The organism is Arthrobacter sp. BC5 (assembly GCF_056680255.1).
This window is the reverse complement of sequence record NZ_CM155273.1, coordinates 1,220,701-1,244,049: the sequence shown is the minus strand read 5'-3', so window position 1 is coordinate 1,244,049 and position 23,349 is coordinate 1,220,701. Positions and strand designations below refer to the sequence as shown.

General features: G+C 67.6%; 26 protein-coding genes. 5 read left to right on the top strand and 21 right to left on the bottom strand.

Annotated elements, in window-relative coordinates:
• Positions 1-48 precede the first annotated feature (48 nt).
• The 6 genes from AC1MFI_RS05625 to AC1MFI_RS05600 form a co-directional block, all read right to left on the bottom strand.
• A complete protein-coding gene (locus AC1MFI_RS05625) occupies positions 49-1,620 on the bottom strand; it encodes a 5-oxoprolinase subunit B/C family protein (RefSeq protein WP_479820803.1) in 1,572 nt (523 codons plus the stop codon).
• Between the two features lie 79 nt (positions 1,621-1,699).
• A complete protein-coding gene (locus AC1MFI_RS05620; protein ID WP_479820132.1) occupies positions 1,700-2,458 on the bottom strand; it encodes a LamB/YcsF family protein in 759 nt (252 codons plus the stop codon).
• Positions 2,459-2,591: 133 nt separating this feature from the next.
• Entirely contained in the window at positions 2,592-2,798 is a 207-nt protein-coding gene (locus tag AC1MFI_RS05615; RefSeq protein ID WP_479820131.1) for a CDGSH iron-sulfur domain-containing protein, read from the bottom strand.
• A 47-nt stretch (positions 2,799-2,845) separates the two neighbouring features.
• Positions 2,846-3,880 carry an iron-containing redox enzyme family protein gene (locus AC1MFI_RS05610; protein WP_479820130.1) on the bottom strand — a complete coding sequence of 345 codons (1,035 nt, stop codon included), beginning with the start codon at positions 3,878-3,880 and terminating at the stop codon, positions 2,846-2,848.
• Positions 3,881-4,108: 228 nt separating this feature from the next.
• The gene (locus AC1MFI_RS05605) at positions 4,109-4,570 is read right to left on the bottom strand and encodes a DUF4383 domain-containing protein (protein WP_479820129.1); all 462 of its coding nucleotides are present in this window, start codon (positions 4,568-4,570) and stop codon (positions 4,109-4,111) included.
• A 32-nt stretch (positions 4,571-4,602) separates the two neighbouring features.
• Positions 4,603-5,484 carry a manganese catalase gene (locus AC1MFI_RS05600; RefSeq protein ID WP_479820128.1) on the bottom strand — a complete coding sequence of 294 codons (882 nt, stop codon included), beginning with the start codon at positions 5,482-5,484 and terminating at the stop codon, positions 4,603-4,605.
• 281 nt (positions 5,485-5,765) lie between these two features.
• On the opposite strand from AC1MFI_RS05600, the gene AC1MFI_RS05595 reads away from it, so the two are divergent.
• From AC1MFI_RS05595 to AC1MFI_RS05585, 3 genes are read left to right on the top strand one after another with little or no spacing between them, the layout of a single operon-like run.
• The gene (locus tag AC1MFI_RS05595) at positions 5,766-6,635 is read left to right on the top strand and encodes a hypothetical protein (protein WP_479820127.1); all 870 of its coding nucleotides are present in this window, start codon (positions 5,766-5,768) and stop codon (positions 6,633-6,635) included.
• Positions 6,635-7,087: a phage holin family protein gene (locus AC1MFI_RS05590; RefSeq protein ID WP_479820126.1), complete on the top strand. Its 453-nt coding sequence runs from the start codon at positions 6,635-6,637 to the stop codon at positions 7,085-7,087. The genes AC1MFI_RS05595 and AC1MFI_RS05590 overlap by 1 nt, the downstream gene beginning before the upstream one ends.
• Positions 7,084-7,815 (top strand): DUF3618 domain-containing protein, encoded by a 732-nt coding sequence (locus AC1MFI_RS05585; protein ID WP_479820125.1) that lies wholly within the window; start codon positions 7,084-7,086, stop codon positions 7,813-7,815. Before AC1MFI_RS05590 ends, AC1MFI_RS05585 begins: the two co-directional genes overlap by 4 nt.
• Before the next feature lie 69 nt (positions 7,816-7,884).
• Here the strand turns inward: AC1MFI_RS05585 and AC1MFI_RS05580 are convergent, their stop codons facing one another.
• Positions 7,885-8,502, bottom strand: a complete 618-nt coding sequence (locus tag AC1MFI_RS05580) for a cysteine hydrolase family protein (RefSeq protein ID WP_479820124.1) — start codon at positions 8,500-8,502, stop codon at positions 7,885-7,887.
• Positions 8,489-8,869, bottom strand: a complete 381-nt coding sequence (locus AC1MFI_RS05575; RefSeq protein WP_479820123.1) for a hypothetical protein — start codon at positions 8,867-8,869, stop codon at positions 8,489-8,491. Before AC1MFI_RS05575 ends, AC1MFI_RS05580 begins: the two co-directional genes overlap by 14 nt.
• A 436-nt stretch (positions 8,870-9,305) precedes the next feature.
• Here AC1MFI_RS05575 and AC1MFI_RS05570 point away from each other — a divergent pair, with 436 nt between their 5' ends.
• Together AC1MFI_RS05570 and AC1MFI_RS05565 are read left to right on the top strand one after the other, a co-directional pair.
• Positions 9,306-10,193: a DUF2382 domain-containing protein gene (locus tag AC1MFI_RS05570; RefSeq protein WP_479820122.1), complete on the top strand. Its 888-nt coding sequence runs from the start codon at positions 9,306-9,308 to the stop codon at positions 10,191-10,193.
• Between the two features lie 263 nt (positions 10,194-10,456).
• Positions 10,457-10,879 (top strand): MarR family winged helix-turn-helix transcriptional regulator, encoded by a 423-nt coding sequence (locus AC1MFI_RS05565; RefSeq protein ID WP_479820121.1) that lies wholly within the window; start codon positions 10,457-10,459, stop codon positions 10,877-10,879.
• Here the strand turns inward: AC1MFI_RS05565 and dnaB are convergent.
• The 13 genes from dnaB to AC1MFI_RS05500 form a co-directional block, all read right to left on the bottom strand.
• Positions 10,876-12,252: a replicative DNA helicase gene (gene dnaB, locus AC1MFI_RS05560; RefSeq protein WP_400483495.1), complete on the bottom strand. Its 1,377-nt coding sequence runs from the start codon at positions 12,250-12,252 to the stop codon at positions 10,876-10,878. The genes AC1MFI_RS05565 and dnaB overlap by 4 nt on opposite strands.
• A gap of 637 nt (positions 12,253-12,889) precedes the next feature.
• A complete protein-coding gene (gene rplI, locus AC1MFI_RS05555; RefSeq protein WP_479820120.1) occupies positions 12,890-13,339 on the bottom strand; it encodes a 50S ribosomal protein L9 in 450 nt (149 codons plus the stop codon).
• 19 nt (positions 13,340-13,358) lie between these two features.
• The gene (rpsR, locus tag AC1MFI_RS05550) at positions 13,359-13,598 is read right to left on the bottom strand and encodes a 30S ribosomal protein S18 (RefSeq protein ID WP_005273147.1); all 240 of its coding nucleotides are present in this window, start codon (positions 13,596-13,598) and stop codon (positions 13,359-13,361) included.
• Positions 13,599-13,706: 108 nt separating this feature from the next.
• A complete protein-coding gene (locus AC1MFI_RS05545; protein ID WP_479820119.1) occupies positions 13,707-14,306 on the bottom strand; it encodes a single-stranded DNA-binding protein in 600 nt (199 codons plus the stop codon).
• A 60-nt stretch (positions 14,307-14,366) separates the two neighbouring features.
• Complete coding sequence (rpsF, locus tag AC1MFI_RS05540) at positions 14,367-14,672, bottom strand: 30S ribosomal protein S6 (RefSeq protein WP_043442549.1); 306 nt, start codon at positions 14,670-14,672, stop codon at positions 14,367-14,369.
• 167 nt (positions 14,673-14,839) lie between these two features.
• Positions 14,840-16,123, bottom strand: a complete 1,284-nt coding sequence (locus AC1MFI_RS05535; protein WP_479820118.1) for a M18 family aminopeptidase — start codon at positions 16,121-16,123, stop codon at positions 14,840-14,842.
• A gap of 33 nt (positions 16,124-16,156) precedes the next feature.
• On the bottom strand, positions 16,157-16,867 hold the full coding sequence (locus tag AC1MFI_RS05530) for a response regulator (RefSeq protein WP_479820117.1): 711 nt from the start codon (positions 16,865-16,867) through the stop codon (positions 16,157-16,159).
• Positions 16,815-18,137, bottom strand: a complete 1,323-nt coding sequence (locus AC1MFI_RS05525; RefSeq protein WP_479820116.1) for a sensor histidine kinase — start codon at positions 18,135-18,137, stop codon at positions 16,815-16,817. The genes AC1MFI_RS05530 and AC1MFI_RS05525 overlap by 53 nt, the downstream gene beginning before the upstream one ends.
• Positions 18,138-18,171: 34 nt before the next feature.
• Positions 18,172-19,071, bottom strand: coding sequence for an ABC transporter permease (locus AC1MFI_RS05520; RefSeq protein ID WP_479820115.1), 900 nt, complete (start codon positions 19,069-19,071; stop codon positions 18,172-18,174).
• A gap of 2 nt (positions 19,072-19,073) precedes the next feature.
• Complete coding sequence (locus AC1MFI_RS05515) at positions 19,074-20,021, bottom strand: ABC transporter ATP-binding protein (RefSeq protein ID WP_479820114.1); 948 nt, start codon at positions 20,019-20,021, stop codon at positions 19,074-19,076.
• A gap of 144 nt (positions 20,022-20,165) precedes the next feature.
• On the bottom strand, positions 20,166-20,951 hold the full coding sequence (locus AC1MFI_RS05510; protein WP_479820801.1) for an ABC transporter permease: 786 nt from the start codon (positions 20,949-20,951) through the stop codon (positions 20,166-20,168).
• Positions 20,952-21,040: 89 nt separating this feature from the next.
• Positions 21,041-22,030, bottom strand: coding sequence for an ATP-binding cassette domain-containing protein (locus AC1MFI_RS05505; protein ID WP_479820113.1), 990 nt, complete (start codon positions 22,028-22,030; stop codon positions 21,041-21,043).
• A gap of 32 nt (positions 22,031-22,062) precedes the next feature.
• Entirely contained in the window at positions 22,063-23,256 is a 1,194-nt protein-coding gene (locus AC1MFI_RS05500) for an MFS transporter (RefSeq protein ID WP_479820799.1), read from the bottom strand.
• Between the last annotated feature and the right edge of the window lie 93 nt (positions 23,257-23,349).

Sequence of the window (23,349 nt, the reverse complement as noted above, 5' to 3'; positions counted from 1 at the left end):
GGGATGCTGGTCCAGCGGCTGGGCCGTCAGCAGCTCCGGCCCCGGTCCTCACGTCCGGAACCGGACCACAGCCCCGGGCGGGAGTTGCGCAGCGCGGTCGAGGTCTGCGGAGGCGACGACCGCGATCACCGGATAGCCGCCCGTCACCGGATGGTCTGCGAGGAACAGCACCGGCAGGCCGGACGGCGGAACCTGCAGCGCACCACGTACGGTCCCTTCACTCGGAAGTTCTCCTGCGCGGACCCGCGTCAGGGCTGCACCATCGAGACGCAGTCCGATCCGGTCGGACTGCGCCGTGACGGTCCAGTCCGTCTCGCACAGGCGCTCCAGGGCACCGTCGCCGAACCAGTCATCCCGTGGGCCGGGGATCACCCGCAGCATCTCGGTCATCCCGGACTGTCGTGGCAACTCCGGCTCTCCCACCGTGGAGCCGGGGACGGGATGGCCGACGGACAGGGCCGACCCCCTGGACAGCGGGGCAGGGCCGAGCCCCGACATGGAGTCCGAGGACCGGCTGCCGAGTACCTCCTCGGCGTCGAAGCCGCCGCGCACGGCGGTGTAGGCGCGCAGGCCCGACGCCGGCGACGACTGCCTCAGCACCTCGCCCGCCCGCAGGAGGAAGGGGGAGCAGAGCGCATTCCGACGCTCGCGGCCATCGGGCATCACGACGGTGAGGCCCACGTCGGCGCCCGTCACGGCCAGCACCTGGTCCTGCCGTGCCTCGAGGGCCAGGCCACCATTGAGGGTCTCGATCACCGCGCTTCCGGCAGCATTGCCGACCAGCCTGTTCGCCTGACGCAGGGCCGCGCGGTCAAGAGCGCCCGCCCCGGCGACGCCGAGGTCCATCAGACCCGGCCGGCCGAGGTCCTGGACCGTGCTGTACATGCCGGGGTCGACGACGGTCAGCCCGGCCGGTACCTCACTGCCGGGCGCAGTGCCCGGCACGGAGGTACCGGGTGAGGCGGCCGAAGCAGTCGACGGGACCGAACCCGCAGGACCGGGGGCAGCGCCGGGTTGGGCCCGTTCCTGCCCAGGAACAGCACGAGCCTGCAGTTCGACGACCTCCCGCACCGCGGTGAACCGGACCCTGTTGCCGGGCGTGATGAGCGCGGGCCGGGTGCGGTGAACATCCCACAGGACGGCGCCGGTGCGTCCGATCAGCTGCCATCCGCCGGGAGACCGGCGTGGATACACAGCCGAGAAGTTCCCGGCGAGCGCCACGGACCCCGCCGGGACAGCCGTCCGGGGTGTTCCCCGCCGCGGGACCTCCAGGCGAGGGTCACCACCGGTGAGGTAGGCGAAGCCGGGAGCGAAGCCTCCGAAGGCCGCCACCCAGGGAGTCGAGGTGTGCGCGGCGACCACGGCCTCCTCGCTCAGCCCTGTCAGCTCGGCCACGTCCCGGAGATCAGCGCCGTCGTACTGGACCTGGATCGTGAGGAGCGTGTCCTCCCGCTCCACGGACACCGCTGGGTCGATCGAGCGGAGATACTCTGCGAGGTCCGCGACCTGCCGGGGGTCCCGTACGGTGACGAGGACGGTACGAGCCGCCGCGACGACGTCCACCTGGCCCTCCACGGGGCGCTCCTGCAGTTGAGCCTGCACACTGAGTACTTCGGCCAGGCCTGGCAGTTCGACGAGCAGTCCGTGGTCGCCGACGCGGCGGAGAATCAGGTCAGCCGGCCCTCGAGGGCCGGCGGCTTCAGGTGAACGCACCGACCGTCACGCCCGCGGAGACCAGGGCGTCGCGTACCGCCGCTGCCATCGCGATGGCCCCGTGGGTGTCTCCGTGGACGCAGATGCTCTCGGCGGCGATCCGGATGCGGGAACCGTCGATGGCGACCACCTCGCCGTCGGCCGCCATCCGCAGGACATGCTCGACGACGTCGGACTCCCTGTGGAGCACGGAACCGGGTTCGCGACGCGGGACCAGTGCGCCGTCCGGCATATACGCGCGGTCCGCGAACGCCTCCACGACCGTGCGCAGGCCCGCCGAGCGCGCCTCCGCCTCGATGACGGTGTTCGGCAGCACCAGCAACGGCAGGGCGTCATCGATCTCTCGGACCGCCCGGACCACGGCGCGGGCCTGGCGCTCGTGGACGGCAATCGTGTTGTACAGGGCGCCATGGGGTTTCACGTATCGGACGGCGGTACCGGCCGCCAGCGCGAGGGCCTGCAGCGCCCCGATCTGGTAGACCACCTCATCGGTCAGTTCCACCGGGTCGACGTCCATGAACCGCCGGCCGAAGCCGGCCAGGTCGCGGTAGCCCGGATGCGCACCGACCGCCACTCCCGCGGCGGCGGCGGCGGCGCAGGTGGTGCGGATCCCGGTGGGATCCCCGGCATGGAAACCGCACGCCACATTCACGCTGGAGACGGATTCGATGATTCGTGCGTCATCACCGAAGGTCCAGTTGCCGAAGGATTCCCCTACGTCGCTGTTCAGGTCGATCGCCGCCATGTGACCTCCATCTCATGTCCACGTCAAGCATGCCCGATGATGACAGATTGTTCAACAATCACTTGGCGGCCTCGCACCTGGATCTCAGGACAGGAGAAGTGCGACGACCCGGCGACACCGGCTTCCTCCCGCTTCAGGGATCCGACCTGAAGCCCGTCAGCTTGTGCGAGCCGTCGCAGTAGGGCTTCAGCACCGATGCGCCACACCTGCACAGCGCCACCGTCCGCCGCGTCCGGGGCAGCTCCTCGCCGTCCGCGCCGATCAGCTCGAAATCGCCACGGATGAGCAGCGGGCCATTCGGGCACGCGACCACCGAGACCGGAGCAGCACCGGAATTCAACGAACGTTCCGGTATCGGACCGGATGCCTCCGGAGACGGGTCGGCACTCATGACGCCATCGCGTCCGAAGCGCGAAGGGATGACCTGCCGGCCTCCCAGGCCTGCATGATGTGCACGGTCATGAGGCTGTCGACGGCGAGCCCGGCAGCAGCACCGAAGAGGACGTCCTGCAACAGGCGCGGATCGGACTCCACCAGCCCGCCCGCCATGTCCCGCCCGGCGATCTGCTCGTGGACGGCGTCGGCCTCGACGTGCTCGTCGAAGTACTCGGTGGCGTCCTCGCCATAGCCGTGGCGCTTGAAACCCCGGGAATACAGACGGTTGGGCTGGGACGAGGTCATCTCGTACGCCGCGAGGTGCCCGACGATCGCTCCCCGCAGCCGGCGGTTCAGGCCGAAGAGCGACATCAGGTTGTTGACGGCCAGCGTGATCGCCGGAGTCGCGTCGAGGTAGGCGCCATAGGTGTCCTCCATCCCGAGCTCGCGCATGGTGCGGGCGAAAAGGGCCGAGTGCATACGCGCCGGCATGCCGTTCCCGTACTCATCGGCCTGGATCTCCACCATCGCCGCTTTCGACCTGCCCGTCAGCCGCGGGATGGCGAAGGTGTGGGGGTCGGCTTCCTTCAGCTGGTAGATGGACTTGTGCACGAGGAACTCGCGCAACTGGTCATCGGTCGCGGCCTTCGCCACGAAGCGGGACATGCTGGGACCGGAATCCTCGCCGGTCATCCGGAAGAGCTCGGCGCAGACGGCCTCGCTGGTGGCCTGGGGCAGGTCACCGAGGACCACCTCCTCGCGGACCCGACGCTCGAACGCCTCTTCGATCCGGTGCCGCACCCCGAGGAGGCCGGGATTCCATTCCCAGTCGTCGCCCGCGTCGTCGATGCCGCTGTAGTGCAGCTCGTACAGGCAGAAGAGTGCCAGCTGGAGGTCATCGTCGTGAAGGATGTCGGGTGTCTCGTCCACGGCATCCCCGACGAGCACGGCGAGACGGTCGAGGGGGTCCTGCGCGGACTCGGCAGTGCCGGCGACGACGGCCAGAACGAGGGCGCTGATTTCTCCGCGCGGGGAGGGCTGCTTCACCAAGGACCTCTTCTGTCGATGTGCCGACCCGGTGGCTGGACCAGCAATGCTAAGCGTACTTGGCTTCGGCCCGATCGTGACGCCCTTTCTTGTGGGAGCACGGGAGACGACGACGCCGGGCCGGTCGGTGCGCGTGCGCACCCGCCGGCCCGGCGTCGTTCCGTACCCGGCGAAGCCGCCGGGGTTTGCCACCCCGGCGGGTGCCGATCGTTCCTGGACGCGTTGTTCCTAGACGCGGCGCTTGCCGTCGCGCGTGCCGCGGCTGAGGGCGAGCGCGAGCGCGATCATGCCCACCGCCAGCACGAAGTGCAGCCAGTTGTCCGCGCTGTTCACCGGGACGAAGTTGGCGGACGAGTCCTGACCGATGACAAGGCCGTAGATCCACAGGATGGCGTAGATGATGCCACCACCGAGGAGGTAGCTGCGCGCCCCCGAGACCGTCCTCGCCATGGCGAGGCCGGCGATGCCGAACAGCAGGTGGACGATGTTGTGGAGGATCGAGACCTGGAAGATCCCGAGCAGCATCGCCTCCGACTGGTGGCCGGCGAACATCATGCTGCCGTAGTTGGAGGTGATCCCCGGAATGAACCCCAGGATCCCGACCAGCAGGAAGACGACGCCCACTGCCTGCGCGGCACGCTGCAGGGTGGTACGGCCACTCTCCACCGTGCGGTTGTTCGTATTTGTCATGAGGATCTCCTTTTCTTCATTGGTGCGAACGGTTATTCGCGGTTGAGCTTGTCCTGCACCGTGCCGGCCATCTTCTCGACGGTGTTCGGGATCTCCGTGGTGCCGTAGAAGCGGGAGTCCGGGTGTGTCGCCGGTGGCATCGGGGCACTCGTGGTCGGACCCTCGTGGTAGGTGAACTGGCCCTTGCCGTCCGGGGTGGGGCCGGAGGCCCAGCTTCCCTGGGCCGCGGTCTTCCCGTCGGAGAAGTTCAGGTACTGGTACGAGACCTCGCGGGCCTCCTTCTTGATCGGGAAGTTGCTCGGCACCGGCAGTTCCTCCATCTTGGACTCCTGGAGCTCCCGCGCGGCGGCGATCCACTGGTTCTGGTGCATGGTGTCGCGAGCGAGCAGGAAGGAGAGCATGTCCCGGATGCCATGGTCATCGGTCATGTGATAGAGACGGGCAACCTGCAGTCGGCCCTGCATCTCGGCATTGGCATTGGCGGTGAAGTCCGCCAGGAGATTCCCACTCGCGGTGACGTAGCTGCCCTGCCAGGGGTTGCCCATGCTGTCCACGGGCCGGGCGCCTGCCCCTGCGACAATGGCATGCTGCATATCGGTGCCGCCGATGACCGCCGCGATGGCCGGGTCGGACTGGACCGCTTCCTCGGTGATACCGAGGGGGGACTTCTCGAGCAACTGGGCGATCATGGTCGCAAGCATCTCCACGTGGCCCATCTCTTCTGCGCCGATCCCGAACAGCAGGTCACGGTACTTGCCGGGGATGTGGGCGTTCCATGCCTGGAAGCTGTACTGCAGGGCCACCGTGATCTCACCGTACTGACCACCGAGGACTTCCTGCAGCTTGCGCGCATAGATGGCGTCCGGCCTGTCCGGGCTGGCCTTGTACTGAAGTTCTTGCTTGTGGAAAAACACTGATGTCTACCTCCCCACGTAGGGTCCCCCGGGTTTGGACCCACTCCTTCTGGAAGCGGCCGCAGGAGATCCTCTTGATTCGACGCTAACGGCGCCACTAGGATTTTTGGAAGATACTAAGTCTACTTATTTAGATGTTGCAGGATCGGGAAAAGGACTTGCACCGACGAACGTAAGCATGCTTAGCTTCAGTGATAAGTCCAGCACGAGATGCCGGACCATCGCATCGAGAACACGATGGAGCATCCGCTTTAACGGCAATATCAACGTTAGGAAGAACCATGACTACGCAGAATTGGCCGCAGGATCCCCTGGTTCCCTCCACCACCGGAAACGAGACGTCCACCTCGGACCTCGGAGCCCACGAGCTCAACACCACGGAGTTCACCGGCGGCAACTCCGGTTCGGGCGGCTCGAAGACCTCCGCAGCCAAGGACCAGGCCAAGCAGGTCGGCCAGGACGGCAAAGAGGCAGCCAAGAACGTAGCGGGCACCGCCGCTTCCGAGGCCAAGAACGTGGCCGGCACCGCGGCATCCGAGGCGAAGAGCGTCGCAGCCGAGGCCGGCTCGGAGGCCAAGAATCTGCTCGGCACGGTGACCTCCCAGGTCAGGGACCAGGCCGGCACGCAGCAGCAGAAGATCACCGAAGGCATCCGGGGCATCTCGAACGAACTGAAGTCGATGGCCGAGAAGTCGGACAACCACATGGTGTCCAGCATCGTGCAGCAGGCAAGCCAGCGAACCGAATCGGCAGCGGGGTGGCTCGAGGGCCGCGACGCCTCCGAGATCCTCGAAGACGTCAAGTCCTTCGCGCGGCGCAAGCCCGGCACCTTCCTCGCCATCGCGGCCGGATCCGGCCTCGTCGTCGGGCGCCTGACCAAGGGCCTCACCGGCAATTCGGCCGGCACCTCGACGACCCAGGGCCGTGCCTCGACCGGCACCTCGACCACCGGCACCTACCCCGGCTACACCGAGGTGGACTCCGACCTGTACAGCGGGACCCCCGCCACCGCCGGCTTCGGAGAGACCACTCGCGGCCAGCACGTCGCCGGCTCCAACCCGGCGTTCGTCGACCCCACGGACGACTACCCGACCATCCCGCCGGGAACCCCTCCCGTAGGAACCCTTCCGAATGACGGGAGCCTGCGCTGATGAGTGAGGCATACACGAGCGGCGCCCACCAGGCCGCCGCACCCCTTCCGACGGAGGCGGAGCAGCGCTCAGCGAACGCCTCGGTGGGTGAACTGCTCGGGGAGGTGACCAAGGACCTCTCCAAGCTGATGCGCCAGGAGGTCGCCCTGGCGAAGGCCGAGGCCACCGAGTCGGCGAAGAATGCCGGGAAGGGCGCCGGCATGTTCGCCGGTGCCGCCGTCGGGGGCCACTTCGTCCTCCTGTTCCTGTCCCTCGCACTCATGTGGGGTCTTGACGCCCTGATGCCGATCGGGTGGGCCGCCGTCATCGTGGCCGTTCTCTGGGGCATCATCGCCGCCGTACTGGCACTGCAGGGCAAGAAGGAAATGAAGCAGATCAAGGGTCTCCCCCAGACAGCGGAGACCGTCAAAGAGATTCCGCCGACACTGAAACCAGGTGAGCAGACACGATGAGCCAGACACCCGATGAGATCCGTGCAGATATCGAACGTACCCGTCAGGAACTGGGTACGGACGTGGACGCCGTTGCGGACAAAGTGAACCCCGCGAACATCGCGCACCGCCAGACCGAGAAGGTCAAGCACAGCTTCAGCAATGTGAAGGAGACCGTCATGGGCAAGGCCGAGGACGTCAAGGATTCCGTCATGGGTAAGGCCGAAGATGTCAAGGACTCCGTGGCAGGCAAGGCCGGAGACGTCAAGGACGGCGTCAAGGGCACGGCCGGAAGCGGAAAGGGTGCCGCGCAGTCGGCGACCGGAACGGCCAAGGACAAGGCCCTGCACGCCGGCCACGCCGTCCAGGGCGCTCCCCGTCAGCTGTCGAGCAAGGCGGCGGGCAACCCCCTCGCAGCCGGCCTGATCGCCTTCGGAGCCGGCCTCCTGGTGGCCTCGCTGATTCCTGCGAGCCAGAAGGAACAGGAGGCAGCATCACAGCTGAAGGAGCAGGCTGCTCCCCTGAAGGAGAAGGTCACCGAGGCCGCGAAGCAGGTCGTCGCGGACGTCAAGGAACCGGCACAGGAAGCCGTCCAGTCCCTCAAGGAGTCGGCAGCCGATTCCGTGCAGACCGTGAAGGACGAAAGCCAGAGCGCCGTGGGCGAGGTCAAGGGTGAGAGCCAGCAGGCCGCCACCGACGTCAAGGGCAGCGCGCAGGACGCGAAGTCGAACGTGCAGCAGAGCAGGTAGCTCCCCAGGTTCCATCGACAGAGGCCACCGGCAGATTCCGGTGGCCTCTGTGTTCGTGTCCGGCGCCATTCACCCCGGCGTCGACGGCCCTCGCCGGGCGAGCAGGGCCAGGGCCTCCGCCTGTCCGAGGATGGGTTGGCGGTACTCCACGGAGAGGATCTCGAGCATCGCCTCGGCGTACTCCTCATTGGTGCTGGCGATCGCGTCACGCGCGTAGCTGACGCGAAAATTGTGGGCGAACGCGTCGGCGCCCGTATGCGCCACGCAATTATGGGTGGCCACACCCGCCAGCACGAGCCACCCCACCCCCAGGCTCCGCAGCCGGTCCGCGAGGTCGGTGCCGAAGAACGCGCTGTCGCGGGTCTTCGTAACCGTTTCGAGCCCCTCCACGCGCAGGCCCTCGACGGCATCGGCCTGGGGCGTACCCCGGAAGATGAAGCCCTGATCGTCGTCGAGCATCGAGACGGTCCAGGTGGAGCGGTCCGGCAGGTGTTCGGTGCGCGCCACCAGCACGGGCGCATCATTCCGGCGCGCGGCGTCGATGAGCTCGTTGCAGGCAGCGACGAGGAATTGCTGCACTGCGGCAAGGACCGGGTCCTCGAAGAAGGCGTTCTGCATGTCGATGACCAGCAGGGCCGCCCTGTCCCCGCGATCGGCGGACGAGGGCGCAGTGTCAGCGAGCGACATCCGGCTCCCGGTGCATCCCGCCGGCGAGGCCCCTCCGGTCGCGTTCATCCCCCCGCTGCACTCCGCCGGTCCCTGCCGCGTGGAAGGAGATCAAGGATGGTTCCTCGACAGGGACGGGCCCGCTGATGCTCGAGGCACCGATGGCGGTCTCCAGGTTCCCTGACGGCGCCTCGGCCAGCCGAAGCACCTCGGCCTCCACCAGGTTGGCCGCCTGGCTGATCTGACCGAGGGTGGAGCCGCTGGACAGGGCTCGCCGCATCGCTTCTCCGCACGCGAGGGCACGTCTGTCGCGCTCGACCTCGGCGTCCTCGCGAGCGGCCGCGGCGATCATGACTTCGTTGATGTGCGGGGGACGTGCAGCTGACATGATGCCCTTCCCGTGGGCTTGGCGAGCCGGCCGGCAAGCAGGGTGGTCCGCCGGACGGAGGGCCCCTGGCAGCACCGCGAGGGACTGGAAGGTGGACCACGCTTCGCCGACGGCACGACGCGCAGTCCCGGAGGCTCCCGCGCACCGGATCCCTGCATGGGGACGACTCGGAGGATGTTCGGCCGGTGGCTGGACCTTCAAGTCATCATACGGAAGCACTCAGGGCCAGGGAAACGGGCGAAACCGCCGCCGGTAGGCCGATCGTGGCGGCCCGGCAGCAGACACCGACTCGAGGAAGAACGCTAAGCATGCTTCCAATTATCTACTAAGTGTGCTTACTCTAGAGGTCGGTGGTTCGCAGGGACTCCGGTCCCGGCGGAACCTACAGCCGAGAATTCCACACCCTCGCAGTGAGATTACTCAGAAGGAGAAGGAAATGATTACTCAGGAACACATCGACACCCTGCTCGGCAACGGCGGCAACGTCCTCGGTTCTGACGGAGAGAAGATCGGTTCGATCGGGCAGGTCTACCTCGACGACCAGACCGGTGAGCCCAGCTGGGTCACGGCGAAGACGGGCCTCTTCGGGACGTCCGAGTCCTTCGTTCCCCTCCAGGGTGCGGATGTCGAAGGACATGACGTGCGCGTGCCCTACACCAAGCACCAGGTGAAGGACGCCCCTCGCGTCGAGTCCGACGGCAACCTCAGCCCCGAGGAAGAGGATCGCCTCTACCGCCACTACGAGGTCGGCGGTGGCACGAGCGGCTACACCGACACGACGACGACCGGCACCACCGGCAACGTCGGCCGAGGCGACCGCGACGTGGACATCGATACGACGTCGGGCCGCCACTCCGGCCTGACCGACACCGACACGAGCACGCACTCCGACACCGGTCGCGGCACCGTGGGGCACGACACCTCGGGCCCGACCACCGACGAGGCGATGACCCGCTCCGAGGAGCAGCTCCGGGTCGGAACGGAACGCCGGGAAGTCGGACGCGCCCGCCTCCGGAAGTACGTCGTCACCGAGAACGTCACCCAGACGGTCCCCGTGAGCCGCGAGGAAGTCCGCGTGGAGCGCGAGCCCATCACCGACGCCAACCGCGGCGACGCCTACGACGGACCCGCCATCAGCGAGGAGGAGCACGAAGTGACCCTTCACGCAGAGCGTCCGGTCGTCGAGAAGGAAGCGGTTCCCGTCGAGCGCGTGCGCCTCGACAAGGAGACCGTGACGGCGAACGAGACCGTCAGCGGCGAAGTCCGCAAGGAAGAGATTGACGTCGACGGTGCGGACGACACGCGCCGCGGCAAGAACCTCTAAGCGGCATGCGACACAGGAGGGCCCGGGGCACAGCTCCGGGCCCTCCTGTTGTACGAGGACCGCGAAACACAGCGAAGAGGCACCACCGTGAGCGAAGCCCCTCAGATCCGGCGAGCCGGCGCACAGGAAATTGCTCGAAAATAATTGCCCGAAGTGCAGGAATGATAATAAGCCTGCTGTCTATTTCGGGTAGAGTTGTCTAGAGTACGTAATAGGAACAAGCGAAGTTCACCGCGTAGAACCGAGGGGAAGGACACGCCATCGTGCCGGAGTTGAACGATTGGTCGACCAGCCGCCTGCTAACGACCGCGGCCCGCATCGTCGAACACTCATGGAACGAGAAGCTCCTGAGCATCGGCATCACGCATGCAGGACTGACGACACTGGGAGTCCTCGAGCGGGAGGGCACGCTCACGGGCGTTCGCCTGGCCCAGCTCGTGCACGTCCAGGCGCAGACCGTGGGGCGAACCCTCGACCGCCTGGAGAAGAGGGGCCTCGTGACCCGCCTTCGCAACACCGCCGACCGTCGGAGCCAGAGGATCACCATCACCTCGGCGGGGCTGAAGGCCCTGGAACGGGCGAAGAACATCGAACACGAGCTGATGGCCGAGGACGGCCTGGCGTCGGAGGACCTGCGCAACCGCCTCAAGACCGTCATCAACGAGCTCGGACCCAAGAGGGACTAGTAGCCTCCGCCATCGGCTGCCATGTTGTTGAAGCGCGAGTAGTGGCCCTGGAATCCGACCACCAGGGTCTTGGTAGGACCATTGCGGTGTTTCGCCACGATCACGTCCGCTTCGCCCGCACGGGCCGACTCCTTGTCATAGACGTCGTCGCGGTGTAGCAGGATCACCATGTCGGCGTCCTGCTCGATGGAGCCCGATTCTCGAAGGTCCGAGACCTGCGGCCTCTTGTCCGTGCGCTGCTCCGATCCACGGTTCAACTGCGACAGCGCGACCACGGGGACGTTGAGCTCCTTCGCGAGCAGCTTGAGCGCCCTGGAGAACTCCGACACCTCCTGCTGGCGGGACTCCACGCGCTTGCCGGACGACATCAGCTGCAGGTAGTCCAGCACCACGAGCTTGAGGTCGTGCCGTTGCTTCAGGCGCCGGCACTTGGCCCGAATCTCCATGAGTGACATGTTCGGGCTGTCGTCGATGAACAGCGGAGCGTCATTCATGCGCCCCATCGTTGTCGCGATCTTGCCCCACTGCTCATCCTTGATGGTGCCCTTGCGCAGGTCCTGCAGACCGATGGTGGCCTCGGCAGAGAGAAGGCGCATCGCGATCTCGTTGCGGCCCATCTCGAGGGAGAAGAAGACCGTCGCCATATTGTGCTTGATGGCGGCCGATCGCGCCCAGTCCAGGGCGAAGGTCGACTTTCCCATGGCGGGGCGCGCGGCCACGACGATCATCTGGCCCCCGTGGAGCCCCTGGGTCAGCTCGTCGAGCTCGTAGAAGCCGGTGGGCACGCCGGTCATGCCTTCACCCCGATGTCCTGCCGACTCGATCTCGTCGACGGTCCCCTCGATGATGTCCTTGAGTGCCACGTAGTCCTCAGCGGTGCGGCGCTCGGCGACGGCATAGACCTCGGCCTGGGCTGCGTTGACGAGGTCGTCCACCTCGCCGTCGTTCGAATAGCCCAGCTGCACGATCTTCGTACCGGCGTCGACCAGGCGACGCAGGACTGCGCGCTCTCGCACGATCTCCGCATAGAAGCCGGCATTGGCCGCCGTGGGTACGGACTGGATCAGCGTGTGCAGGTACGCGGGCCCGCCGATGCGCGAGATCTCCCCGCGCTTGGTCAGCTCGTCCGACACGGTGACCGCGTCGGCCGGCTCGCCGCGCCCGTAGAGGTCGATGATCGCCTCGTAGATGCTCTCGTGCGCCGGCCGGTAGAAATCGATCCCTCGAAGGACCTCCACGCAGTCGGCGATCGCGTCCTTCGAGAGCATCATCCCGCCGAGAACCGACTGCTCGGCGACGAGGTCCTGTGGAGGCGTACGAGAGAAGTCCGGAGTACGAGTGTCCGATGATGAATCTGCATGTGCCAGGGACACTGAAGGGCCTTTCTCCTGCTGTCGAAGCGGCGGTCGCCGTAGCGCTCCGCCGGACGCCCGGGCCGGGTCCGACAGGACAGTCGTATCACCCGACACCCTCATTATTGGGAATCTCCCGCAACGGTAGCCCCCTCCCCGGGAGCGGCCAAGCGCTGTGCCAACAGGGGGTGTGGGTAAGTGTGAATAACCTGTGGATTGCGCGGCGTGTCTTGTGCACAGGATGGGGAAAACCCTGTGGACAGAAAAAACTTTGGTTCGACAAGTGCCCTCTGACCTGCGGCGATGCTATCCACCGCCTGTGGATCGAAAGTAGTTCGGCGCTCTCTCCATCCACAGGCGCGCTGTTGACAACCGTCGGAGATCTACTTCACTAGGCTCCCTAGGAGCACATAGTCTCCCTCGGGGATGGGCCGCATCCCCGAGGGTCCGGACTTCTCGGGTGCAGGATCGGTGCATATGCTCGGCGAGGAACATCTCAGCCGTCCGGGCGTCGCCCGAGAATACGCAGACAAGCATGGGTGCCGCACGCATACCTCGTCGACGATGCTCGCGATCCCGGTCAGGACGGGGTGCCAGACGCAGGAAGCCCCCGCGTCACACGCGGGGGCTTCCTGGCGAACCTGGTGTCGCAGCTGCGTCAGCTGGCGACGACGTCCAGGTCGATCACTGCTGCTACGTCCTCGTGGAGACGGACGTTGGCCTGGTACGAACCGACCGACTTGATGTGGGCCGGGATCTCGACCTTGCGCTTGTCGATCTTGCCGAGGCCGGCAGCCTCGACGGCCTTCGCGACGTCGTCGGCCTTGACCGTGCCGAACAGGCGGCCGGAGCCACCCGCCTTCACGGTCAGGGTGACGGGCTTCGCCGACAGGGCGGCAGCCTGTCGCTGGGCGTCCTCGAGCGATGCGTGCTCGCGGGCGGAGCGGGCAGCCTTGATCGACTCGACCTGCTTCTCGCCACCCTTGCTCCACATCAGGGCGAAACCGCGGGGCAGAAGGTAGTTACGTGCGTAACCGTTCTTCACCTCGACGACGTCGCCTGCGGCACCGAGTCCGGTGACTTCCTGGGTCAGAATGAGCTTCGACATTGTGTGTGTGTCCCTTTCCCTAGCCGCGGCCAGCGCCGGAGTACGGCAGCAGTGCGACTTCGCGGGCGTTCTTGATTGCCTGGGCGATCTTGCGCTGCTCCTGCACGGTCACGCCGGTGACGCGACGGGCACGGATCTTTCCGCGATCGGAAATGAACTTACGCAGCAGGGCTACGTCCTTGTAGTCGATGACGGTGACGTCAGCGGCCTTCAGGGGGTTGGACTTTGGTTTGGGCTTACGGAGTTCAGCCTTAGCCATCGTGGTGCTCCTTTTTTTCGTTGGAGCCCGCAGAACGATTCTGCGGGATGGGAATTACCAGTTCCGTGAGGAACTGCGGCAGGGGTTCCGGGAACGGAACCGCGCTGCCTAGAAGGGAGGCTCGGAATCGGCGCCGTTGCCCCAGCCCTGCGAGTTGCCGCCTGCGGGAGCACCCCAGGGATCGTCCGCGGGCTGCTGGGCCTGCTGGCCGCCGTTCCAGCCCGAACCGGAGTTCGAGCCGCCGGAGTTGCCGCCGAAGCCGCCACCGGAGTTGCCGCCGAAGCCGCCACCGGAGTTGCCGCCGGAGTTGCCACCGAAGCCGCCACCGTTCCCGCCGCCGGAGCGCTGGGTACGGGTGACCTTCGCGGACGCATAGCGCAAGGACGGACCGATTTCGTCCACCTCGAGCTCCATGACGGTACGCTTCTCGCCCTCTTTGGTGTCGTACGACCGCGACTTGAGCCGGCCCTGGGCAACCACGCGGGTTCCCTTCGTCAGGGTCTCGGCGACGTTCTCCGCAGCCTCACGCCACACCGATGCGCGGAGGAACAGCGTTTCGCCGTCCTTCCAGTCGTTGGTCTGGCGATCGAAGGTGCGAGGAGTGGATGCGATGGTGAAGTTGGCAACCGCCGATCCCGACGGCGTGAACCGCAGCTCGGGGTCGTTGGTGAGGTTGCCGATCACCGTGATGACTGTCTCGCCTGCCATGGTGCCTCCTTGGGTTCCTTCCCGCCGGAGCGGGGTGGATGGATGAGGAATCCGCCGAGATTATTCGGCAGAGACCTTCTGCTCCTCGGGGCGGATGATCTTGGTGCGCATGATCGTCTCGTTGAGGCTCAGCTGGCGGTCGAGCTCGGAAGCCACGGCCGGAGTCGCGGTGAAGTTGACGACGGCGTAGATGCCCTCGGTCTTCTTCTGGATCTCGTAGGCAAGGCGCCGACGTCCCCAGATATCCACCTTGTCCACGGTGCCGCCGCCGTTGCGGACGACATTCAGGAACTTCTCGAGTGTTGGGTCGATGGAGCGTTCCTCGACGTCGGGGTCGATGATTACCATCAATTCGTATGCACGCATGTGTGAACCCACCTCCTCTGGGCTAAGCGGTCGCGGTCTCTCCGCAACAGGAGGTTCTTTAGCGTTGTTCCGGCCACCGGTACGCGGTATTTACCGCCACCCGGCTCTGGCACGGACGTATCAATGTTACCGGACGAACGGCGGCCGTCGTACTCCTGTGGAAATCGCTACCGGCCGTCGCGGAAGAAGGCCGAGGTCGCCCTCGCCAGGTGGGCGGGGTCGTCGACGCCGCACAGTTCGCGGGCGGAGTGCATGGACAGCAGGGGTGTCCCGACGTCGACCGTTCGGATGCCGAGTCGGGTGGCGGTGAGCGGGCCGATGGTGGATCCGCACGGCATCACGTTGTTCGACACGAACTCCTGGTAGGGCACGCCGCTGGAACGGCACAGCGCGGCCCAGTAGGCCGCACCCGGCGCATCCGTCGTGTAGCGCTGGTTGGCGTTGATCTTCAGCAGCGGTCCACGGTTGAGGACGGGCAGGTTCACGGGGTCGTGGCGCTCGGCGTAGTTGGGGTGCACCGCGTGGCCCGCATCGGCGGATACGCAGAACGAGGCGGCGAGGGCCCGGAGGCGCTCTTCCGTCCCGGCGTCCAGGCCGAGCGATATCCGTAGGAGCATGTCCTCGAGGAAGGGACCGCCGGCACCCGAGCGCGAGCCGCTGCCCACCTCCTCGTGGTCGAACGCCGCGAGCACCGCGATGGGCCCGTCCACAGGTCCAGCAGCGGCTGCCTCGATGATGGCGGTGAGGCCCGCATGCACGGATGACAGGTTGTCGAGCCTCCCCGAGGCGAAGAACTCGCCCTGCGCGCCGAAGGTGCGCGGCTCCTGCGTGTCGGCGACGACGACGTCGAAACCGCCGATCTCGCGTGGATCGACGCCGGCGCTTGAGGCGAGGAGCCCGAGGAGGTCGGCGTCCGCGGGGTCGCCCAGGCCCCAGACAGGGTTCATGTGGCGCTGCTTGTCGAGGGACAGGCCGTCGTTGACCGCCCGGTCGAGGTGGATGGCGAGCTGCGGGAAGCGCAGGAGCGGCCCCGTTGCCACAAGGTGCTCGCTGCCGTCATGCAGCGTGAGGCGGCCGGCGAGCGCGAGTTCGCGGTCGAGCCAGGAGTTCAGGAGAGGCCCGCCGTACACTTCGACGCCGGCCTGCAGCCAGCCGTACTTCCCGGTGGTCGGTCGGGGCTTGAGCTTGAACGACGGCGAATCGGTGTGGGCGCCCAGGATGTGGAATGCGGTGGTGGGGCCGGCGCCGGAGGGGACGGTCCACGCGATGAGCGCCCCGTCGCGGATCACATAGTGGCTGCCGGTGCCGCCGGCCCAGGCGTCCTGCTCCACCAGGGGCCGGAAGCCGGCGGCGGCCAGCCGTCGTCCGGCCTCCGCTACTGCGTGGAAGCTCGAGGGGGACGCCGAGACGTAGGCCCCGAGATCCTGGATGTGCGCGGGTGTTGGGCTCATCCTCCGATTCAACCAGATGCCGGTCCCCGGCGATCAGTGCGTGCCTGCCGGGCCCGGCACCACGATCCCGTTCTCGTAGGCGTACACCACGGCCTGCACGCGGTCCCGCAGGTCCAGCTTCGTGAGGATCCGCCGTACGTGGGTCTTGATGGTCGCCTCGGACAGGAAGAACCGTGCGGCGAGCTCCGCATTGGACAGGCCCTCGGCGATCGCCTCGAGCACCTCGCGCTCCCGCGGCGTCAGCTCGGTCAGTCGCCGGTCGGGGACGGACGTGGCGGCGTGTGCCAGCGGCAACGAACGGACGTAGGTCTCGAGCAGGCGCTGGGTCACACGGGGGGCGACGACGGCGTCACCGCTCGCCACGATCCGGACCGCGTGCACCAGGTCCTCGGGTGCGGCGTCCTTCAGCAGGAAGGCCGAAGCGCCGGCCTGCAGTCCGGCGAACGCGTACTCGTCCAGATCGAAGGTGGTCAGGATGATGATGCGCGAGCAGGAACCGGATGAGGTGATCCGGCGGGTGGCCTCGATCCCGTCCCCCTGGGGCATCCTCACGTCCATCAGCACGACGTCCGGCGACAACTCCCCGGCGAGCCGCACGGCCTCGGCGCCGGTGGACGCCTCACCGGCGATCTCCAGGTCCGGCTCTCCCTCGAGGATGAGCCGGAACCCCATCCTCAGAAGTGGCTGGTCGTCAGCGAGCAGAACCCTGATGGGCGTGCCCGGCGTGCTGTGCTGCGTGGTCATCTTTCTCTTTCCCCCGTTGGTTCCCCGTTCCGCCGGCGGCGTCGGGGACTGTCAGTTGGACCTCGACGACCCAGCCGCCCGAGGGACGGCCGCCGCACTCGACCGACCCCGCGTAGATCGCGGCCCGCTCCCGCATGCCGGCGATGCCCTGGCCAGAGCCGAGCGAGACGACGGGTCCCATGCCGCCCCGGCCGTCGTCGGCGACACGCAGCCACACGGCTTTTCCCGTCCTGGCGATCGAGATGTCCACCAGCGTAACGCCCTTGCCGTACCGCAGGACGTTGGTCAGCGACTCCTGCAGGATCCGGTACACCGTCAGCTGGAATGCCGGATCGGCCGGCAGCGCCGGACCGCTCGTGGTGACGCGCAGGGGCAATCCGGCCGCACGGAAGCCGTCCAGCAGGTGCGCCAACGAGCTCGAGGCCGGCAGGGGCTCGAGTGATTCGCTCGCAGCCTCCGCCCTGAGGACACCGAGGACCCGGCGCATGTCGGCGATGGCCGTACGACCCGTTCCCGACAGCTCCTTGAGCACGGCGGCCGCCCGGTCCGGGTCCCGCTTCATGACGACGGCGGCGCCGTCGGACAGCGCCACCATGACCGTGAGGGAATGAGCGACGACGTCGTGCATCTCCCGCGCGATCCTGTTCCGCTCGCCCGCGGAGGCCAGTTCCGCGTTGCGCGCAGCCCATTCCCGCAGTTCCCGCTCGTGCTCCCGGTCGCGACGCACGGTGACGCCGACGCCGACGGAGACCGCGAGGAACATGACGACGAACCCGCTGAGCAGCCAGATCACGCCCGGCGCGTCGCCGAAGGTGCTGACGGGGATGAGGAACAGGGCGCTCACCGAGAAGACGGTCGCCACCGCCGCGGCGAGGAGCGCGGGTCGCAGCGGGTAGGCCGCGGCCACGGTGTAGAGGGCGAACATCGTCGCGATCCCACTGCTGCCGGCACCCTCGGTCAGGATGCTGACGGGGATGTCCAGTGCCGAGACGAACGCGAGGACGATCAGCGGCCGGTCGCGGCGGAAGGCCAGCGCCGCGGCGGCCAACGCCACGCCGGTCACGCCGAGCCAGTTGTCGTCGTCGAGGACGACGAGCAGGGCGTTCGGGAGGGCGAACAGGACGAACACCAGCATGACGACGGCGTCCATGGCGCGGGGGTGACGGCGGAAGAACCGCCGGAACGGCCCGAGCCGGCGGGCATTGAGCTCGGTGAAGGAGACCGCGGCCGTTCGTTCCGCGGTCTCCCCCACCAAGGGTCTGTCAGTCATGGCCACGCCTGGCGGGCTCCGGTCCCAGGGCTTCCTAGACGTCCCGCTTCTTCGTGACCATGAGGGATGCCACCAGGAGCACGAACGCCCAGGCGCCCATGACGAGGCCGCCCTGGAACTGGGTCAGCGCGTCGGTCCCGGTAGAGATGGCGATCAGCTGGTTGCCGGCATTCGTGGGGAGGAACCGGGCGGCGTCGGGGATCCAGTCGGCCAGCCCGGACAGCAGGTTCACGATGATGACGGGAACCACGAAGAACAGGGCGACCGCCGTGACCACACCGCCCGCGGTGTTACGCAGGAGGGTGCCGATGCCCATCGAGATGATGGCGATGAACGCCAGGTAGCTGCCGGAGTTCACGATGCTGGGGAGGACGCCCTCGGTGGTGATGGCGAAGTCGAGGTCCTCGCCCGCGAGGATCGGCTGGGCCACCGCGTAGGAGAGGAGGGCGGACAGGGCGCCGATGACGAAGGCGATGATCGCGATGATCGCGTTCTTCGCGAGCAGGGCCGGGGTGCGCTTCGGGACGGCGACCATCGTGGACCGGATCATTCCGGTGGCCCACTCCGAGGCGATGAGGACCACGGCGAGGGAGGCGATCAGCAGTTGCCCGAAGATCAGGCCGGACGACGGGATCTCCCAGGCCTGGCTGGCCGGGTCGAAGTCGCTGCCCGGCCCGCCCGGTCCGGCCGGGCCGCCCGGGGGCGCGCCGGCGGACTCGAAGTTCTGCTGCGTGATGGAGGTGGCCCAGGCGGCGAGGGCGGCCAGTCCGACCATCACGACGACGGTCGCGACGATCAGGATGACGGTCGAGGGGACCGTGGTCACCTTGATCCACTCGGACTTGAGGACCCGGCCGAAGTTCACGCCCGGTCCGTTGTCGCGCTGCTGCCGGGGCCGCTGCTGGGCGAGGGCGGGCGAGGTCGACGTTGCCATGGTCAGCGTCCTTCCGAGGTGGCCGCAGCCTGGTCGGCGGCGGGCAGGCTGTGCGAGTGGTACTCGACTTCGGTCTGGGTGAGCTGCATGTAGGCGTCCTCGAGGGATACCTGGAGCGGGGTGAGCTCGTACACGAGGACGTGTTCCCGCAGGGCGATCTCCGCGATGCGGCGGGGCTCGACGCCCGTGATCTCCACCAGTTCCGGCTCGAGGACCTGAGATGTGACGCCCTCACCGGCGAGGCCTCCGAGGAGGTCCTGCGGACGGTCCGCACGGACACGGACTCGGGCCCTGCCCTGTCCGTCGATGATGGACTGGATGGGGGCGTCCGCGATGATGCGTCCCCGACCGATGACGATGAGGTGGTCCGCCGTCAGGGCCATCTCCGACATGAGGTGCGAGGACAGGAACACCGTGCGCCCTTCGGAGGCGAGCCCCTTGGCGAGGTGGCGCACCCACTGCACGCCTTCCGGGTCCAGGCCGTTGACCGGTTCGTCGAGGATGACGGTGTGGGGGTCGCCGAGGAGGGCCGCCGCGATGCCGAGCCGCTGGCCCATGCCGAGCGAGAACCCGCCCACCCGCTTCTTCGCCACGGGCCCGAGGCCGGTGAGCTCGATGACATCCTTCACCCGGCTGTTCGGGATACCGTGCGTCGCCGCCATGGCGCGGAGGTGATTGTAGGCCGAACGCTTGGTGTGGACGGCCTTCGCATCGAGGAGCGCCCCCACTTCGCGCAGGGGAGCCCTGTGCTGGGCGTAGGGCCGTCCGTTGACCGTCACCCGGCCGGCGCTCGGGTTGTCGAGACCGACGATCATGCGCATGGTGGTGGATTTCCCGGCACCATTCGGTCCGAGGAAGCCCGTGACCTTGCCGGGCTGCACGGTGAAGGAGACGGCATCGACGGCGGATTTCGCGCCGTACCGCTTCGAGAGGGCCTGGGCCTCGATCATGGTGGATCCTTCGGCTGTCGTGGGACCTGGCCGCAGGAGCGGGCCCGGTACGTCCAACAGTAGGCCTGGGGCCGGTGAAGGGTCACCGGCCCCAGGGATGATCACGGCGCGGAGCTCCGTCCACCTTTCGGACGACCCTGCCGCCTACCGCGTGCTGATCGACGCGAACTTCCGGATGCACAGCGGTACGAAGACCACGAGCATGAGGACGGCCCCGATCAGCACCGTCAGCACGGCGTTCTGCATGGGCCACGCATCGGGAAGGGGTTCCGAACCGACATTGCCGAACAGCTCGCGGGCGGCCTGGACGAGCGCCGACACCGGGTTCCAGTTGGCGAACGTCTCGAGGGCGCTGGGCAGGTTCTGCGACTGCACGAACGCGTTGGAGATGAACGTGAGCGGGAACAGGATCATGAAGGAGGCGTTGTTGATGACCTCGGGGGACTTCACCGACATGCCGAGCAGCGCCATGACCCAGCTGAAGGCGTAGGAGAACAGGAGCAGGAGCCCCAGGCCGGCGAAGAAGCTGCCCAGGGGGGCGTCGACCCGCCAGCCCACCACGAAGCCCGTCGCCATCATGATGACCACGGACAGCGAATTGAGGACGAGGTCGCTGTTGGTCCGCCCGATGAGGACGGCGGAGGAGCTCATGGGCAGCGTCCGGAAGCGGTCGATGATGCCGTCCTTGAGGTCCTGGGCCATCGCCGAGCCGGAGAAGGTGGATCCGAAGATCACCGTCTGCGCGAAGATCCCCGCCATGAGGTACTGCGTGTAGTCGGTGCCCGCGACCTGGATGGAGCCGCCGTAGATCTGGCTGAACAGCAGCACGAACATGATGGGCTGCAGCACGGCGAAGACCAGCATGTCCGGCGAACGCTTGAGCTTGGTCAGGTTCCGCTTGGTGACGGTCCAGCCGTCGGAGAACCACATCGACACGTCGGACGGTGGCTCGGACGGAGGGGTGAAGCCCTCCCGGGATGGATGGTTCTCGGGCTGCCTGCCCTCGGGCGCGAGAACGCTCATGCTGCCGCCTCCTTCTGGGGAATCGCGTCTTCGGTCTCCTCGGCCCGGTGGCCCGTGAGCCTGAGGAAGACGTCATCGAGGCTCGGCCGCCGCATGCCGGCGTCGTGGAGTTCGATGCCGCCCTCACCGAGGTCCGACAGGATGTACTGCAGGGCGCGGGGTCCGTCCGTGACCGCCACCTCCACGGTGCGGCCGTCGCCGCCGACACCCGGTTCACCGCCGCCGTGGCGTCCGAGGATCTCGAGGGCTGCAGGGGCATCGGCGGCGTCGACGAGGGACACCACCACGCGGTGCCCCCCGATCTGCGCCTTCAGCTGGTCGGCTGTGCCTTCGGCGATGGTCCTGCCGCCGTCGATCACCGCGATGTCGTCGGAGAGCTGGTCCGCCTCCTCGAGGTACTGGGTGGTGAGGAGCAGCGTGGTCCCGTCCCTGACGAGGTCCTTGATGATCCCCCAGAGGGCGAGCCGGCTCCGGGGGTCCAACCCGGTGGTCGGCTCGTCCAGGAAGAGGATCTTCGGGTTGATCACGAGCGCGCCGGCGAGGTCGATCCGGCGTCGCATGCCTCCGGAGAACCCCTTGACCGGGCGGTTGCCGGCCTCCGTCAGCTCGAACTGGTCGATGAGCTCCTGCGCCCGGCGCTTCGACTCCCGGGCACCCAGGTGGTAGAGCCTGCCCACCATCTCGAGGTTCTCGAACCCGGTGAGGCCCTCATCCACGGCCGCGTACTGTCCCGATACGCCGATGATCCGGCGTGCCGCCTTGGGATCGCGCAGGACGTCGATGCCGTCGATGCGCGCAGTACCCGCCGTCGGCTGGACGAGGGTGGTGAGGATCTTCACGACCGTGGTCTTGCCAGCACCGTTCGGCCCCAGCAGGGCCTTGACCGTTCCCTGGGGAACGGAGAGATTCATGCCGTCGAGCGCGTGGACCGGGCCGCTCTTCGACGAATAGGTCTTCTTCAGACCGTCTGCCTCGATGATCGCCATGCAGAAAGGGTAGGACCGGCGGCGGCGCCTTCCTAGTGGCTTCGGTCAGAACCTGTCCGCAATGGTTCCCGGGCCTCTACGGTCCGCTCGCGGGCGGCCGGAGCTACGAGGAAGGATGCGAGGACGGCGATTCCGACGGCCAGCAGCGCGTTGCGGAGACCCACGGCGTCACCGAGGAAACCGATGAAGGGCGGGCCGGCGAGGAACGCCGTGTAGCCGATCGTGGAGACGACCGAGACCCGGGCGGCGGCGCGCTCGGGTTCGTCCGCCGCCGCGGACATCCCCATCGGGAACCCGAGCGCCGCACCCGCACCCCACAGGACGGCGCCGACGGCGGCAAGGGGCACGTTCGGCGCCGCGACGAAGAGCACGAGCCCGACGAGGGAGGATCCGAGGCTGGCCTGCAGGACCCGTACGCGACCGAAACGGTCGATCAGGCCACCACCCACGAAGCGCAGGGCCGTCATCGCGGCGACGAAGACCGCGAACATGATGGCACCGGTGCTCTCCGTGGTGCCCAGCCCGTCGACGCTGGCCTTCGCCACCCAGTCGTTCGCGGCTCCTTCGGTCAGCGCGGCTCCGAGCACCACCAGGCCGATCAGCAGGGTACGGGGCTCACCCCAGGCCCCGAATCCCTTGCCTCCGGTACCGGGCTGCGCTCCGTGCGCCGCGTCCGGGTGCTTCGCCTCGGGGAGGAAGGAGCGCGGCACCCACAGCGACACGGCGAGGCTGAGGACGGCGACGGCGACGAGGTGCGCGGAGAGGGAGACCTCGAGCGCCGACAACGCCGCCCCCAGCAGGGCACCCACGAACGCTCCCCCGCTGAAGGCCGCATGGAACCGGGGCATGATCGTCCGCCCGACCCGCCGCTCGACGTCGGCGCCCTCGATGTTCTGCCCCACGTCCCAGAGCGCGATCCCGCACCCGAACAGGAACAGTCCGACGGCGACCACCGGGACCGAGACGGTGACGAGGCCGAGCGCGACGGCACTCGCGGCCACCGCTGCAGCCGTTCCCCCGATACGGACGGTATTGGCGGTGCCGAAGCGGGCCGCGACGATCCCGGCCACGGGAAGGGACAGCACCGAGCCGATCGCCCCGACGAGCAGGAGACCCCCCGTCTGGCCGGACCCGAGGTCCAGGGTGCCCGACGCGGCGGGAATGCGCGCGGCCCAGCTGGCGAAGACGAGACCGTTGAGCCCGAAGATGGCATAGGTGGCGAACATGGCGGCTCGCACGGAGGGATTCACACTGCAACCGTAGGCGGGCGCTACCATCCGCCACAAACGGCACTCCGCCCGCTCCTGCTCATCCACTTA